The following is a 14,204-nucleotide window of genomic DNA, read 5'->3' as shown; positions in this document are numbered from 1 at the left end:
CGTGTGATCCCGCCTCAGTTGGCCGCACGCGGTGCGGTCGGGGCGGGAGGTGTGCCGGCAGCATTGCCAGCACCGGCGGCGGGCTTGCCCTTGGGCTGCCACGGCACGGTCTTGACCTCGATGCCGTCGCGGGCGCGCGAGACGCCTTCGACCACCAGTTGCTCGCCGGCCTTCAGACCGCTGCGCACCAGCCACTGGTCGCCGACTTCGCGGTCGGTTTCCAGTACGCGCAGTTGCAGCTTGTGATCGGCACCGACCACGAACGCGGTCGGCTTGCCGGCGCCATTGCGCGAGACCGCCTGCTGCGGCACCAGCACGCCCTGCTCCTTGATGCCCTCCTGCAGCACCGCGCGCACATACATGCCCGGCAGCAACTCCGCCTTCGGGTTCGGGAACACCGCGCGCAGGGTGATCGAGCCGGTGTTCTGGTCGACGGTGACATCGGAAAACGCCAGGTGGCCCTGCAGCGGATAGGTGCTGCCGTCTTCCAGCAGCAGCGACACCTTGGCCGCATCGTCGCCGGCCTTCTCCAGCTCGCCGCGCGCCATCGCCTGCTTCAGGCGTAGCAAGGCCGCGCTGGGCTGGGTGACGTCGATGTAGATCGGGTCCAGTTGCTGGATGGTGGTCAGCGCGGTGGCCTGGTTGGCGGTCACCAAGGCGCCCGGGGTGACGCTGGAGCGGCCGATGCGGCCGGAGATCGGCGCGTCCAGGCGCGCGAAGGCCAGGTTGATGCGCGCGGTTTCCACGCTGGCCTTGCCGGCCGCCACATCGGCTTCGGCCTGGCCCAGTGCAGCGGCGGTGTCGTCGCCGTCCTGCTGGCTGATCGCCTTGATCTGCACCAGTTCGGTGTAGCGCTCGGCCTTGAGCCTGGCGGTGCGCAGGTTGGCCTGCGCCTTGGCCAGGGTGGCCTGGGCGCTGGCATAGCTGGCGCGGTAGGTCGCCGGATCGATCTGGTACAGCGTCTGCCCGGCCTTGACGTCGCCGCCCTCGGTGAACTGGCGCGACTGCACGATGCCGCCCACCTGTGGGCGAACTTCGGCGATCAGGTAGGGAACCGTGCGCCCGGGGAGCTCGGTGGTCAGGGTCACCGGCTGTGGCCTGACGGTCAGCACGCCCATTTCGGGCATGCCCTCCTCCGGCGGCGGTCCGCCCGGCGGGCTGCCGCAGGCACTGAGCAGGAGGGTGGCTGCAACAGCAGAAGCAAGCAGGGGCAGGCGAAACGCAGCATGAGGACGCACGGGAGGTCTCCGACGGAACGCAGGATGGTTAAATCTAAACGGTACGGTTCGGTATCCTAATGAGCGCATCCGTGGCCGTCAAGCATTACTGCCCAGTCGGTATACTTAACTGCCCAAGGGAGTCAGTTGATGCGGGTCAGAACCGAAGGAAAACGCGACGCCATCGTGCAGGCGGCCAGCGAGGTGTTCCTCGAACTGGGCTTCGAAGGCGCCTCGATGTCGCAGATCGCCGCCCGCGTCGGCGGCTCCAAGCGCACGCTCTACGGCTATTTCCCGTCCAAGGATGAGCTGTTTGTGGCGTTTGCCAAGGACATGTCCGACCGCTACATCGACCCGCTGCTGGACGCGCTTTCGCAGAGCAACGGCCCGGTCGCCGAGACCCTGCAGCGCTTCGGCGAGGACATCCTCAGCTTCCTGTGCGCGCCCAGCTCGATCACCATCTGGCAAACCATCATCGGCGTGTCGGGGCGGTCGGACGTGGGCGCGTTGTTCTTCAATTCCGGCCCGGAAGAAGGTGTGCAGCGCATGGCCGACTATCTGCAGACGCAGATGGATCGCGGCGTGATCCGCTGCGCCGACGTCCTGATCGCGGCCAGGCAGTTCGGCGGGCTGCTGGAGGCGGAAACCCTGATGCCCTGCCTGTTCGGCGCACTCAAGAACCCCTCGCCCGCGTATCTGCGCGAGGCGACGCAGCGCGCGGTCGCCCTGTTTCTGGCGGGCTATGGCAGCAAGACCGACGCCGCGGCGTGATGCGCGGTGGTGTCTGATACCTTGGGTTAAGCGATGCGTCGCTAGCGACCTCACTGATGCGCGTGCATGGCACTCGCACGCTGGGTTTTGTCAGCCGCTCTAAGTAAACCGCCCTGCGTTTTGGCTGGCGATCCTTACTCGGCCACCGCGCACTTGGCGCACAGGCCATGCACTTCCAGGGTCTGTGCCTGCGGCTGGAAACCCAGCGCCTTGGCGCGCGCTTCCAGTTGCGCCACCACCTCGCGGTCTTCCAGCTCCACCGCGCTGTGGCAGCGGTCGCAGATCAGGAACGGCACCGAGTGCTGGGCGCTGTTGGGGTGGTGGCAGGCGACGAAGGCATTGACCGATTCGAGCTTGTGCACGAAGCCGTTGGCCATCAGGAAATCCAGCGCGCGGTACACCGTGGGCGGGGCATCGGCACCGACGCCCTTGCCTTCGCGCACCCAGTCCAGCAGCTCATAGGCCTTGACCGGCTTGCCGGCGTCGGCAATCAACCGCAGCACATTGGCGCGGATCGGCGTCAGCCGCAGGCCGCGCTCACTGCAGGCGCGCTCCACCGCGCGCACGAAGCCGTTGGCATCGTCGACATGGTGATGCGGGGCTGTGCAGGCGTGTTCCTGATCGTGCGTCTGGGTGTGCGTATGCTTGGTCATACAGGCTCCGGCGGTCAGCCCGCCCCTATCTTGATGAGTGCGGCATCGATGCGTTTCAAGGCGCCTTCGCGTCCGGCCAGGTACACGGTCTGCGAAATGTCCGGGCTGACCTGGGTGCCGGTGATGGCCACGCGCAGCGGCTGGGCCACCTTGCCCATGCCCAGCTCCAGCGCGGCGGCCGCGTCGTGCAGCGCGGCCGAGACGGTCTCCACGCTCCATTCGCTCTGTGCCGCCAGCAGTTCGCGCGCCTTGCCCAGCGGCACTTCTGCGCCCAGCTTGAGGTGCTTCATCACCGCCGCCTCGTCGTAGGTTTCCAGCGGCTGGTACCAGACCACGGCTTTTTCGGCCATGTCCTTCAAGGTCTGCACGCGCTCGCGCAGTGCCACCACCACGTCGGCGGCGGCCGGGCCGGCGGCCACATCGATGCCGAGCCGGGCGAGCTGGTATTCCAGCTGCGGGGCGATGCTGGCCGGGTCGTCGGTCTTGAGGTAATGCTGGTTGACCCAGCCCAGCTTGGCCATGTCCAGGCGCGCGGCCTTGGAATTGACGTCCTTGACGTCGAACAGGTCGAGCAATTCCTGGCGACTGAACAACTCCTGGTCGCCGTGCGACCAACCCAGACGTGCCAGGTAGTTGATCAGCGCATGCGGCAGGTAGCCGGCGTCCTTGTACTGCATCACGTCGGCCGCGCCGGTGCGCTTGGACAGCTTGGCGCCCTGCTCGTCCAGGATCATCGGCATGTGCGCGAACTTGGGAACAGGCGCCCCCAGCGCCTCATAGATGTTGATCTGGCGCGGGGTGTTGTTGATGTGGTCATCGCCGCGGATCACCTCGGTGATGCCCATGTCCCAGTCGTCCACCACCACCGCGAAGTTGTAGGTGGGGAAGCCGTCCGGGCGGAAGATCACCATGTCGTCGAGCTCGCTGTTGGCAATCTCGATGACGCCCTTGATCAGGTCGTCGAACACCACCGTGCCGCCGACCGGGTTCTTGAAGCGGATGACCCGGTTGGGGTCGTCGCGATACGGCAGGTTCTGCTCGCGGGCGGCGCCGTTGTAGCGCGGCTTTTCCTGCCGGGCCATGGCGGCCTCGCGCATGGCGTCGAGTTCTTCGCGGGTTTCGTAGGCGTAATAGGCCTTGCCCTGCGCCAGCAGTTGCTCGGCCACCTCCTGGTAGCGGGCCACGCGCTGGGTCTGGTAGATCGGGCCTTCGTCATAGTCCAGGCCCAGCCAGTCCATCGCCTCCAGGATGGCGTCGATCGCGGCCTGGGTGCTGCGCTCACGGTCGGTGTCTTCGATGCGCAGCACGAACTGCCCGCCGCGACGGCGCGCCTCCAGCCAGCAATACAGCGCGGTGCGGGCGCCGCCGATGTGCAGGTAACCGGTGGGGCTGGGGGCAAAGCGGGTGCGGCAGGTCATGGAGCGCTCGGCGAAACGGGGATCGGCCGATTTTACCTTGACCAGCACGGACCTGCCCGCACGCGGCTCAGCGGTTGCGCAACAGGTCGCCGTAGACCACGTCATCGCCGCCGCTGCGCGCCGGGCCGGGCGCGTCGTACAGCACCAGCCAGCTGGGCGTGTCGCCGGCCAGGTGCCCGGGAAGATTGCAGATCGCCTCGGCGCGGTCGCTGTCGGTGCCGTGCGGCAACACCGCCGATTCCAGCAACTCGTGCTGAAAGCGCACCGGTGCCTGGTTGGCGGCCAGCACGGTACGTGCGTCCGGCCATTTGAACAGGCGGATTTCGCCATTCAACACCATGGTCGGGCCGGCCAGCAGGTACAGGTCGTCGCCGGAATAGTGCAGGTCGCGGATGCCCAGCCCGCCCAATTGCAGGAAGTGCTTGCGCAGCAGTGTGCCGTCCTCGTCCAGCGGCGCCAGCCGCAGGTGGTCGCCATGCGCCTGGACGCGGATCTCCAGCAGCGCCGACCAGCCGCGCAGCACCGGCCCGCGCAGGCCCAGCAGCAGGCGCTCGCCGTCCACCACGATGCCTTCGATGTCGAAGCCGTTGTCCTTGCCGGGAATCTTCATGAACGGGCCAACATGCGGATCGTCGGCCAGCAGCTCGGTGAGTTGGTTGTGTTTGGCATCGCCCTTGAGCCGCAGCGCGCGACGGCCATCGGCGGCTTGGCGCACCAGGCGCGGGGTGCCGTCGGCATCGCGCTCGATCGGCAGGCAGGCCAGCAGGCGGCGGTTGGCGTCGAGCTTGAGCTTGGTCAGGCGTTTGGCGTTGTCGGCATCGTCGCGATTGCGCTTGGCGTTCTTGCGCTTGAGCCCATGCGAGCCGACCACCCACAGGTAGCCGTCCGACAGCGCCATGCCTTCCAGATCCGCCTCCTCGGCCGCCTCGCCCGGCAGGTCCAGCAGCTGGGCCAGCGCAAAGCTCTGCCCCTGGCCGAAGCGCAGCGTCTCGCGCTGCACCGGCTCGAGCCTGCGCAGGCGATCCACCGCGCAGGCTTCGTCGCCGGCCACCCACAGCCAGTCGTCGGTAAACGCCGCGCCGGACAGATTGCTGTGCACCAGCGCGCCGGGCGCGAACTCGAGACGGACGCTGTGTGAAATCAGGGTTTTCTTGGCCATGGGAACCTGGTGGGCGGTGCGGGTGACGAATCAGGGAACAGCGCAGAACGCTCGAAGCGTACGCGAGCCGGTCACGGGCAACGGCGGCGCTCGCGCGGCGATGCACGCCGCAGTGGCTGGATGGCCGCGCGCGTCAGTCGAAGGACGCCAGCGTGGCACGCGCGAGGTGAGCGCCCGATTGACCGACCCAATCGCGGTCGTTGGCGACCTGGGCCTGCGCGCGGCTGGCCTCGAAGGCGGCAAAATCCAGCTCCGCATACGCCCACACGGTACTGCCCTGGGTCTGCGCCAGCACGCCATCGGCCGGGAAGCCGACATCCATCGGGGCGAACACCGCCGCTTCGCCGGTATTGACGTCCAGCGCCGGGCTCCACGGCGCTTGCCCGGCCGTGACCGATTGCGCGACGAATACGCGGTTTTCCAGCGCGCGCGCCAGGCAGCCGACGCGCACCCGCATCGCGCCGGCGGCGGTGTCGGTGCAGCTGGGCACGATCAGCAGCCGCGCGCCGGCCTCGTACTGCGCGCGCACCGGCAGCGGGAACTCGCTGTCGTAGCAGATCGCGATCGCTGCACGCACGCCATCCAGCTCGAACACCTTCACCGCTTCGCCCGGCTCGATCAGCCCGGTGGCCTTTTCGAAGCCGGTCAGCTGCAGCTTGTCCTGCCAGCCGTGCCGGCCGTCGGGCGTGAACCAGTCGCTGCGATTGCGGTAACGGCCCTGCCCCAGATCCAGCAGGAAGCTGCCGGCAACCAGATGCAGCTGATGCCGGCGCGCCAGGCCGGCAAACAGCTCCAGCCACGGCGCACGCAGCGCCTGGATCGCCGCCAGCGACTCGGGCAAGCCGGCAGAAATCTGCGTACCGAAGGTCGCGCCCAGCTCCAGCGACAGGTATTCCGGCAGCACCAGCAGGCGCGCGCCGGCGGCGGCCGCCTCGCCCACCAGCGCGGACTGGCGTGCGGCAAAGGCGGCGAAGTCGGCGGGTTTGCCGATCGGGTATTTGGCGACGGCAATTTTCATCTGGCGGCCTGGTTGCGATGGATCGATGACGTAGGAAGCGAATCGGTCACGGCGGCAATGCCCGCGTCCACACCCGCAGACTGTGGTCGATCTCGCCGTGTTGCAACTCCGCCCACGCCAGCTGCACGCGCATGTCCGGTTGCGGTGCATAGCCGCGCTTGCGCCAGAACACATCGTTGGGTCGGTAGTCGGCAGGTTTGCGCGGATCGTCTTGCGCACGTTCCACCGAGCAGAACGCAGTGAGCGCGAAGCGCCCCAGTGCACGCGCATGCGCCTCGCGCCGGTCGAAGAAGGCGTGACCGATCCCCTGGCCGCGATACGCCGGCAGCAGCACCGATTCACCGAAATAGAACACGCTGGCCGGATCGATGCCGGCCGCGCGGAACGGCGCATGGAAGGCGTCGCTGTCGTCGAGCAGCGGCAGCCCGGTGGAGGCGCCGATCACCGCATCGCCATCGCGTGCCAGCACGAACACGCTGTCCGGCGAGGCCGCATACGCGGCCAGGTAGCCGCGCTCGTAAGCGGCATCGCCGTCATACAGGTACGGCCAGGCGCGGAACACCGCGATGCGCAGCTGCGCCACCGCAGCCAGATGCGGCAGCACCTGCGTGCCGCGCACCGTTTCGACGATCAGGGAGGAGCCGCTCATGCCGGCCATGGTAAGCCAGCCTGGCGCCGCGGCGCTGCCGGGGTCAGCGCAGCCAGCGGCCGTTGACCGCGGCCGGGGCCACCGGCTGCTGCCACAACAACCACACCGCCGCCTCCTCGCTGGCCAGCAGCACGCCGCGCAGTGTATCGGTGCTGCGCGCCCAGTAGCTGCCGTTGCTCAACCGCTGCCATGGCCCGTAGCAGCGCTGTCGCGCGCTGTCTGCCGGCACGTCCTGCCGCTGTGCCGCCTGCAGGAACCCGCTACCATCCAGGCGCAGTGCCTGCGCGGTGCCTGGATGCAGGCGCAGGCCGATCACCCCGCGGCGTCCGTCGCGGTGCAAGGGCAAGGCCGACAACGGCGAAGCTTCCCAGGCCTGCGGCAGCGCTGCGGGAAGCAGCGCCACCGTGTCGATCCCGGCGGGCAGCAAGCGCTGCGCCCGCCGGTGCAGCCGTGCGTGAGCGAACATGCCGGCCTCAGCGCAGGCTGTTGCCAAGCTCGTACCAATCGAGCTTGCGGGTCACCCACATGATGCTGGCCAGGATGCCGAACAGCAGCAGCGATCCCATCAGCAGCGCGTTGTCTTCGGAGATCAACAGGCTGTAGAGCACCCCGTACAACGCAGTGAGCAGCACCGAGAACCCGGCTGCGCGCGCCCAGCTGCGCAACACCCCGGACAGGTAGAAGAACTGCAGGCCGATACACGCCGCGGCCGACACCAGGTACGCCTGCCAGAACGCGATGTGCTCGGAAAGGCTCAGCAGCAGCAGGAAGAAGATCGCCAGCGCCAGACCCACCAGCAGGTACTGCAGGGGATGGATCGGCAGACGCTTGATCAGCTCGAACAACACGAACGCCACGAAGGTCAGCACCACGAACAGGATGCCGTACTTGCTGGCCCGGTCGGCCTGGGTGTACACGTCCACCGGGTCGACCAGCTGCACTTGCAGCGTATCCAGCGATGACTGGCTGGACTGCAGCTGGGTCTGCGCACCGGTGGCCAGCGAGGACAACGACCAGCTCGCATCGAAACCACGCGCACCGATGGTCGGCGCATTCGGCAGGAAGCGCCCGCCGAACAGCGGATGCGGCCAGGCCGAGCGCAGCGCGATGTCGTTGTTGTCGGCAATCGGCGCGATCGCCAGGCTGCGGGTGCCGTCCAGCACGAAGGACATCTCCACCAGATTGCCCTCGCCCAGTGTGCCGGCCAGCGCATCGCCCAGCGGCTGCAGATCGGCGTGGATACCGGCCGAGCGCGCCGCCAGGCCGCCTGCCCCACTCTCCAGCGGCAGTGTGCGCCCGTCCACGCGCAGGCTCGGCGTACCGACCAGGCCACGCACATCGGAAATACCCACCGCCAGATGCGGCTGGCCATAGCGACGACCGTCCACGGCCGGATAGGCGAACGGCTCGAACTCGGCCTTGAGCCTGGCCTTCCACGCATACACCTGCACGCGGAACAGGCCGATCCTGCGCTCGGACGGGGTCAACTCGCCGCTCAGGCTGAGCGTGCGCGGGGTCTGCAGCAACTGGCCGTCGCGCTTGCGCCAGACCTTGCGCGGATTGCCCTGCTCGTCGGGCTCGGTGACCTGCACATCCTCGGTAAACGGCAGCACCCGCACCGGCGCGATGAACTGCTGCTCGCCGGCCTTGCTCTGCGCCACCCGCTCCACCGCCTCGTCGCGGTAACGCGCACGGTCCTGCACGGTGCCGCGGATCAACAGCAACGGAATCAGCAGCAACAGGATCAATCCACCAATGGTGGCGAAGCGCAACAACAGTTTCAGGGATTTCATCGACCATCCTCATTCGGGGAGGTGGCCAGGGTGCGATGCGCCGGTGTCGGGGGTTTGAGGCGAATTTGAAGCGAATGTGAAGTGGGCGATCGGCAGGATCGGCGACCGGCACTGTGACCCAGTTAGGAAATGCAGTGTTCGCCCTGCAAAACTGCAACCAAGGCCCAGGACGTGCTTCCGTTGCATCGCCAAGGTTTCGCATCACCGGCGCGTGCCTGGCCGCCAGGCGCAACGATGCGCGTGCAGTTGCGCATCACGGGGCCATCGCTTTTTTTCGAGTCTGTATTGATCACGGCGTTCCAGTGCCGTCGTTTCGCCGCGTCCTCCTTCAACTTGCGCGCCGCATCGGCGGTGTCGCACGCGTATGCCCGCCTGCCGGCCGTGGTTCCAGAAGTGCGCACCACTGCATTCCTCTTTCGCCTGGAGTTTGCCTTCCATGAACAAGCAACGTTCACTCAGCCTCTGCCTGCTCGCTGCCCTGAGCCTGTCCTCCGCCGCCGCACAGGCGGCAATGCACGGGATGGGTCTGAAACCCTCGTCATTGATGCAGCCGGTCACGCCCTTGTTCGGCATTGCCAGCGCCGCCAGACCCCTGCCCGCCACGGTGGACCTGACTGCCTGGGCCATCGCGCCAGGCGACCAGGGCCAGGTGGGATCATGTGCGTCATGGGCAACCGCCCACACCCTGACCGGTTGGTACGCCAACGCCAGCAAGCAGGCGCAAACCCGCTTCGCCCCGATGTATCTCTACAGCCAGGTCAACAACGGCGTCGATGAGGGCTCCACGCTGGAAGCGCCGCTGGACGTCGCGCTGGCGCAGGGCATCGATACCGAGCAGCATTACTCGTGGGGCAACTACAACTGGAAGAATCCGCCCACCGCAGCCGACCGCGCCAACGCTACCAAGAACCCCACGCCGTACCGCAAGTACACCGTGCTGTACTCGGGCGACGGCAATGGCGGGCGGGCCCTGATCGAACAGATCAAACTCGCGCTGGCCTCGTCCACGCCGGTGGTCATCGGCTTCTATGTCCGCCAGGGGTTTGAAGACCTCACGCCGAAGAACCAGGTCGACTACGACATCAAGACGCCGATCCTGGGCGGGCACGCGGTGGTCGCGCTGGGGTACGACAGCGACGGGCTGATCGTCGAAAACAGCTGGGGCACCGAATGGGGCAACAAGGGCTTTGGCAAGCTGTCCTGGTCGGTGGTCGCCAAGGACGTCATGGTGGCCGACGTGGTGCACTAGCACACAGCGGCTGCGCACCGTGATGCGCGGCCGACACGGAGGCGGCATGTGCCCTGGCGCATGCCGCTTCAGTGCACCGCGATGCGGGCGCCATTGGCTCCGGCCTGTGCACATCTGGCATGCAATGCGGTCCAGAGCTGCCTACTGCGTAGCCGCCGGGCGGGCGCGGACGGCGCGCGGAATCTTCGCGTACCACTGGTCCACTCCGGTTGCTCCGCGCCGTCCGCACCCACCTGACGACTGCTCGCTACGGTTTGTCAGCCGCGCTTAGCCGATGGGCAGGCGCAGCGTCGCGATCGCACCGCCACCGTCCCGATTGTCCAGTGTCGCCTCGCCGCCGTGCAGGCGCGCGACTTCGCGCACGAACGGCAGGCCGAGGCCGGAGCTGCGTTGTCCGGTCTGCGGGCGGGCCAGCGAATAGAACCGCTCGAACACCCGTTCCAGTGCGTAGTCCGGCACGCCGCTGCCGCGGTCCTCCACCACCAGATGCACCTGCTTTTGCTGCACCTGTGCTCGCAACTGGATGGTGCTGCCCTGCGGTGAAAACGCGATGGCGTTTTCCAGCAGGTTGATCAGCGCCTGGCGCAGCAGGAACCCATCGCCCAGCACATACTGCCCGCGCGCCGTGTCGGAGCCGGCATCGCTGTCCAGCCGCACGCCGGCCGCTGCCGCGCGCGGCAACACGGCGTCCATTGCCGCCTGCAGCAGGCCGGCCACCGCGACGCGCTCGCGCGTCTGCAACCAGCCGTGCTGCTCCACCTCGGCCAGCGCCAGCAGCTTGTCGATGGTTTCGGTCAGGCGCAGCTCCTGGGCGCGGATGCTGGCGACGAAGTGCTGGCGATCGGCTTCCGGCAGTGGCTCGCTCAACAGTTCGGACGCCCCGCGGATCGCCGCCAGCGGGCTCTTCATCTCGTGCGTCAGCGACTGCACGTACTGCTCCACGTAGGCCTTGCCTTCGAGCTTGCGCCGCATGCGTTCCAGCGCCTGGCCCAGGTCGCCGATTTCATCGCCGCGCGGTTTTGGCGGTGGCACCGGAAGGCCCGCGCTCACCGCCTGCGCGTAGCGATTGAGCCGGCCGATGCCGCGCATCAGCCACCAGGTCATCCCGATGCCGATCAGCGCAGAAATGCCGATCAGCCAGGCCCCGCGCTGCAGGATGTTGCGCTGGCTGGCCTCGATGAACGGGTCGATGCTGCGATTGGGCTGCGCCAGCGTCAGCACGCCGATCAACTTGCCCGGGTCATTCGGCGCATAGATCGGTGCGGCCACATGCATCACCGTGGCGGTCGGGTCGCCATCGACCTCGGGGCTGGAACGCGCGCCGTACTCGCCGCGCAAGGTGCGATAGACATCGTTCCAGCGCGAATTGTCGCGGCCCACGTCACGGCCCAGCGAATCGAATACCACCACCCCGCGCGCGTCGGTCACGGTGACGCGGTAGGCCACATCGTTCTTGCGGAACCGCCACACCCAGGCCTTGGGGTCGCGCCGCTGCGCCTGCGCCACGTTGCGCGCAAAACTGCCGCTGGCGATGCTGCCGGCAGCCAGCTCGCCGCTGGCCATTTCCGCCAGTACGTTGGCCGCGTCCACCAGCGTGGATTCCATCGCCTGGCGCACGCCCGGCTTGACCTCGTTGACGAACACCCGCATCACGAAGAACGCGGCCAGCCCGACGATCAGAAAGAAGCCCAGGAACAGCTTGAGACCGAGCCGCATCTCAGGCCCCGGCCCGGAGAACAACGCCACGCCTGCACTTGCCCATGGCTACAGCTCCAGCGCGTAGCCGAGGCCACGATGGGTGCGGATCGGGTCGGCCGGCACGCCGGCCTGGCGCAGCTTGCCGCGCAGCGTCTTGATGTGGGTATCGACGGTGCGGTCGGCGCTGTCGGCGCTGGCGTCCCAGCCGCGGTCCATCAGCTGCGCGCGGCTCAGGATCGCGCCGGGGCGCTGCAACAGCGCCGACAGCAGCGCGTACTCGTAGCGGGTCAGCGGCAGCAGCGCATCGCCGTAGCGGATGCGGCTGCCCTCCCGATCGATCGCAAACGCGCCATGCGGCTGCCAGCCCGGCTCCACCACGGCGGCCTGGTTGCGACGACGCAGCCGTGCGCGCACCCGCGCCACCAGCTCGCGCGGGGAGAACGGCTTGGCCATGTAGTCGTCGGCGCCCAGTTCCAGGCCGAGCACGCGGTCGATCTCGTCATTGCGCGCGGTCAGGAAGATCACCGGCACATCGCTGAAACCGCGCAGCGTGCGGCACACCTCGAAGCCGTTGATGTCCGGCAGGCCCACGTCCAGCACCACCACATCGGCCGGGTCGGCACGCAGCCGCGCCAACGCGTCGCGGCCCAGCAGGCAGTGCTCGGGCGCATAGCCTTCGCTGCGCAGCGCGTACAGCACGGTATCGGCAATGGCGGCTTCGTCTTCGACGACGAGCACGCGGGCGGGGGACTCGGACATGGCGCGCAGCATAGCCGCATGCTGGCGCGGCCCGTACACTGCCGCGATGAACTATCGCCACGCCTTCCATGCCGGCAACCATGCCGACGTGCTCAAGCACATCGCCTTGCTGGCGCTGATCGACACCCTCAAGCGCAAGGACACCCCGTTCTTCGTGCTCGATACCCACGCCGGACGCGGGCGCTACCAGCTCGGCGGCGAAGAGAGCCGCAAGACCAACGAGGCCGATGCCGGGGTGATGCGGCTGATGGCCGAGTCGACCCTGCCCGAGGTGGTGGAGCGCTATCTGCGCGCGGTGCAGGCCGACAACCAGACCATCGCCCGCCCGGCCACGCCCGGCCAGAAGCCGGCGCGCGCCACCGCCGGCATCCAGATCAACCACTACCCCGGCTCGCCGCTGCTGGCGGCGCAGGCACTGCGCGAGCAGGACCGCATGGCGTTCTGCGAATTGCAGCCGGAAGAGGCCGAGGCGCTCAAGCGCCTGTTCGCCAGGGACAGCCGCGTGCGCGTGCATGCCGGCGATGGCTACGAGGCGATTCGTGCCTTCGTGCCGCCACGCGCGGGCGAGACCAGGATCGGCCGCGGGCTGGTGCTGATCGACCCGCCGTACGAATCGCAGGATGCCGAGTACCCGCAGGTCATCCACAGCGTGCGCGAGACCCTGGCGCGCTGGCCGCAGGCGATCTGCATGGTGTGGTACCCGATCAAGCTGCGCCGCAGCCTGCAGCCCTTCATGCGCAAGGCTGCCACGCTGCCGGCCAAGTCGGTGCTGGTGGCCGAGCTGCAGGTGCGCCCGGACGACTCGCCGCTGCGCCTGACCGGCAGCGGGCTGTTGATCGTCAATGCGCCGTGGCAGTTCGACCAGATGCTGGCGCCCGCGCTGCCGGTGCTGAAGCAGCATCTCGGCGAGGCCGGTGCTTCGACCCGGCTGGAGTGGCTGCGCCAGGACGCCTGATTCGCCGGCGCCAGACGCCTCCTCGCGCTGGTAAACGCGGCTGCATACTCACGACTGGATCACGGTATCGCTCGGTACAGTGATGAGGGAAGCACTGCCACCCCCTGACGGCCCCCAGCGGCGCACCGGATTCATTCACGGTTGTGCGCTGGGCGGGTGCCAGAATCTTCCGATCTTTAAGGAACACCGGTCATGGCCATTCGCAATCGCATGCCTCCCTGGCATGAAAACTTCAGTCTGCCCAATGGCCGCACACTCCTGCTCCGTCCGATCCGTCCCGAGGACGGTCCGCCGCTGCAGGGTGCTTTCAGCCTGTTGGGGCCGGAGGAAATCCGCGCGCGCTTCGTGCGTTCCTCCGCCGAAATCACCCCGGAGATGGTGCAGCGCCTGACCCATCCCAACCCCAAGAGCGAAATCGTGCTGGTGGCCGCAGAACAGCTGCCCCCGGGCGAAGCCCTGGTAGGTGCGGTGGCGCGCGCGGCGCTGGTGCCGGGCACCCGCCAGGCCGAGTACACCATCCTGGTCAGCAGCTTCGTCGCCGGCCAGGGGCTGGGACGGCAGCTGATGCGCAAGCTGGTCAAGTGGGCACGGCGCAAATACCTGGATTGCCTGTTCGGCGACGTGCTGCAAAGCAATGTACCGATGCTGCAGCTGGCCGAGTCGCTTGGCTTCAAGCCACAGCCGCATCCGGAGTCGCCGGAGTTGGTGCGGATGGTTCTCGAGCTGGATGCCTGAGGGGCTGGGATTCGGGATTGGGGATTGGGAGGGCCGCCGCGCCCTTGACTCACCTGGCTTTGGTTGTTGATCTGTCGCTTGGCTGCAGGGCCCTTGCCCGCCCACCATCGCAGGACACGCCGCAAGTACG

Annotated in this window: 14 protein-coding genes and 1 other RNA gene; 5 read left to right on the top strand and 10 right to left on the bottom strand. The window is 67.9% G+C overall.

Going from position 1 to position 14,204, the window contains the following annotated elements:
- Window positions 1–14 precede the first annotated feature (14 nt).
- Entirely contained in the window at window positions 15–1,238 is a 1,224-nt protein-coding gene (locus EO170_RS06825; RefSeq protein WP_126943547.1) for an efflux RND transporter periplasmic adaptor subunit, read from the bottom strand.
- 129 nt (window positions 1,239–1,367) lie between these two features.
- Between EO170_RS06825 and EO170_RS06820 the strand changes: the two genes are divergently transcribed.
- The gene (locus tag EO170_RS06820) at window positions 1,368–1,988 is read left to right on the top strand and encodes a TetR/AcrR family transcriptional regulator (RefSeq protein ID WP_104581861.1); all 621 of its coding nucleotides are present in this window, start codon (window positions 1,368–1,370) and stop codon (window positions 1,986–1,988) included.
- Between the two features lie 134 nt (window positions 1,989–2,122).
- On the opposite strand, the gene EO170_RS06815 is transcribed toward EO170_RS06820, so the two are convergent.
- The 7 genes from EO170_RS06815 to creD form a co-directional block, all read right to left on the bottom strand.
- Complete coding sequence (locus EO170_RS06815; protein ID WP_016902320.1) at window positions 2,123–2,641, bottom strand: transcriptional repressor; 519 nt, start codon at window positions 2,639–2,641, stop codon at window positions 2,123–2,125.
- Between the two features lie 14 nt (window positions 2,642–2,655).
- Window positions 2,656–4,059 (bottom strand): glutamate--tRNA ligase, encoded by a 1,404-nt coding sequence (gltX, locus tag EO170_RS06810; protein WP_026064278.1) that lies wholly within the window; start codon window positions 4,057–4,059, stop codon window positions 2,656–2,658.
- 67 nt (window positions 4,060–4,126) lie between these two features.
- Window positions 4,127–5,218 carry a DUF3616 domain-containing protein gene (locus EO170_RS06805; protein ID WP_126943544.1) on the bottom strand — a complete coding sequence of 364 codons (1,092 nt, stop codon included), beginning with the start codon at window positions 5,216–5,218 and terminating at the stop codon, window positions 4,127–4,129.
- 133 nt (window positions 5,219–5,351) lie between these two features.
- Complete coding sequence (locus EO170_RS06800; protein WP_104648090.1) at window positions 5,352–6,236, bottom strand: carbon-nitrogen hydrolase family protein; 885 nt, start codon at window positions 6,234–6,236, stop codon at window positions 5,352–5,354.
- A gap of 46 nt (window positions 6,237–6,282) precedes the next feature.
- Window positions 6,283–6,894 (bottom strand): GNAT family N-acetyltransferase, encoded by a 612-nt coding sequence (locus EO170_RS06795; protein WP_164740942.1) that lies wholly within the window; start codon window positions 6,892–6,894, stop codon window positions 6,283–6,285.
- 34 nt (window positions 6,895–6,928) lie between these two features.
- Complete coding sequence (locus EO170_RS06790) at window positions 6,929–7,351, bottom strand: hypothetical protein (RefSeq protein WP_126943541.1); 423 nt, start codon at window positions 7,349–7,351, stop codon at window positions 6,929–6,931.
- Window positions 7,352–7,358: 7 nt separating this feature from the next.
- Window positions 7,359–8,678 carry a cell envelope integrity protein CreD gene (creD, locus tag EO170_RS06785; RefSeq protein WP_119127892.1) on the bottom strand — a complete coding sequence of 440 codons (1,320 nt, stop codon included), beginning with the start codon at window positions 8,676–8,678 and terminating at the stop codon, window positions 7,359–7,361.
- 436 nt (window positions 8,679–9,114) lie between these two features.
- On the opposite strand from creD, the gene EO170_RS06780 reads away from it, so the two are divergent.
- Both EO170_RS06780 and EO170_RS06775 read left to right on the top strand, forming a co-directional pair.
- Window positions 9,115–9,927 (top strand): C1 family peptidase, encoded by an 813-nt coding sequence (locus tag EO170_RS06780; protein WP_126943538.1) that lies wholly within the window; start codon window positions 9,115–9,117, stop codon window positions 9,925–9,927.
- A gap of 187 nt (window positions 9,928–10,114) precedes the next feature.
- Window positions 10,115–10,190: non-coding RNA, sX9 sRNA (locus EO170_RS06775), on the top strand.
- 4 nt (window positions 10,191–10,194) lie between these two features.
- Here EO170_RS06775 and creC read toward each other — a convergent pair.
- Window positions 10,195–11,643 (bottom strand): two-component system sensor histidine kinase CreC, encoded by a 1,449-nt coding sequence (gene creC / locus EO170_RS06770; protein ID WP_126943535.1) that lies wholly within the window; start codon window positions 11,641–11,643, stop codon window positions 10,195–10,197.
- 48 nt (window positions 11,644–11,691) lie between these two features.
- Window positions 11,692–12,396 carry a two-component system response regulator CreB gene (creB, locus tag EO170_RS06765; protein ID WP_180707893.1) on the bottom strand — a complete coding sequence of 235 codons (705 nt, stop codon included), beginning with the start codon at window positions 12,394–12,396 and terminating at the stop codon, window positions 11,692–11,694.
- Between the two features lie 34 nt (window positions 12,397–12,430).
- Between creB and rlmJ the strand changes: the two genes are divergently transcribed.
- Together rlmJ and EO170_RS06755 are read left to right on the top strand one after the other, a co-directional pair.
- Window positions 12,431–13,339, top strand: coding sequence for a 23S rRNA (adenine(2030)-N(6))-methyltransferase RlmJ (gene rlmJ, locus EO170_RS06760; protein ID WP_119128033.1), 909 nt, complete (start codon window positions 12,431–12,433; stop codon window positions 13,337–13,339).
- Window positions 13,340–13,531: 192 nt separating this feature from the next.
- On the top strand, window positions 13,532–14,074 hold the full coding sequence (locus tag EO170_RS06755) for a GNAT family N-acetyltransferase (protein ID WP_039526258.1): 543 nt from the start codon (window positions 13,532–13,534) through the stop codon (window positions 14,072–14,074).
- The last annotated feature ends 130 nt before the right edge of the window (window positions 14,075–14,204 follow it).

Origin of the sequence: Xanthomonas sp. BRIP62409 (genome assembly GCF_003992965.1) — a bacterium.
Lineage (GTDB): Bacteria > Pseudomonadota > Gammaproteobacteria > Xanthomonadales > Xanthomonadaceae > Xanthomonas > Xanthomonas euroxanthea.
This window is presented reverse-complemented; position numbering and strand designations above follow the sequence as displayed.

Coding starts and splice junctions, on each gene's coding strand:
- EO170_RS06820 (WP_104581861.1), top strand. CDS start 1,368: ATGCGGGTCAGAACCGAAGGAAAACGCGACGCCATCGTGCAGGCGGCC.
- EO170_RS06815 (WP_016902320.1), bottom strand. CDS start 2,641: ATGACCAAGCATACGCACACCCAGACGCACGATCAGGAACACGCCTGC.
- gltX (WP_026064278.1), bottom strand. CDS start 4,059: ATGACCTGCCGCACCCGCTTTGCCCCCAGCCCCACCGGTTACCTGCAC.
- EO170_RS06805 (WP_126943544.1), bottom strand. CDS start 5,218: ATGGCCAAGAAAACCCTGATTTCACACAGCGTCCGTCTCGAGTTCGCG.
- EO170_RS06800 (WP_104648090.1), bottom strand. CDS start 6,236: ATGAAAATTGCCGTCGCCAAATACCCGATCGGCAAACCCGCCGACTTC.
- EO170_RS06795 (WP_164740942.1), bottom strand. CDS start 6,894: ATGGCCGGCATGAGCGGCTCCTCCCTGATCGTCGAAACGGTGCGCGGC.
- EO170_RS06790 (WP_126943541.1), bottom strand. CDS start 7,351: ATGTTCGCTCACGCACGGCTGCACCGGCGGGCGCAGCGCTTGCTGCCC.
- creD (WP_119127892.1), bottom strand. CDS start 8,678: ATGAAATCCCTGAAACTGTTGTTGCGCTTCGCCACCATTGGTGGATTG.
- EO170_RS06780 (WP_126943538.1), top strand. CDS start 9,115: ATGAACAAGCAACGTTCACTCAGCCTCTGCCTGCTCGCTGCCCTGAGC.
- creC (WP_126943535.1), bottom strand. CDS start 11,643: ATGCGGCTCGGTCTCAAGCTGTTCCTGGGCTTCTTTCTGATCGTCGGG.
- creB (WP_180707893.1), bottom strand. CDS start 12,396: ATGCTGCGCGCCATGTCCGAGTCCCCCGCCCGCGTGCTCGTCGTCGAA.
- rlmJ (WP_119128033.1), top strand. CDS start 12,431: ATGAACTATCGCCACGCCTTCCATGCCGGCAACCATGCCGACGTGCTC.
- EO170_RS06755 (WP_039526258.1), top strand. CDS start 13,532: ATGGCCATTCGCAATCGCATGCCTCCCTGGCATGAAAACTTCAGTCTG.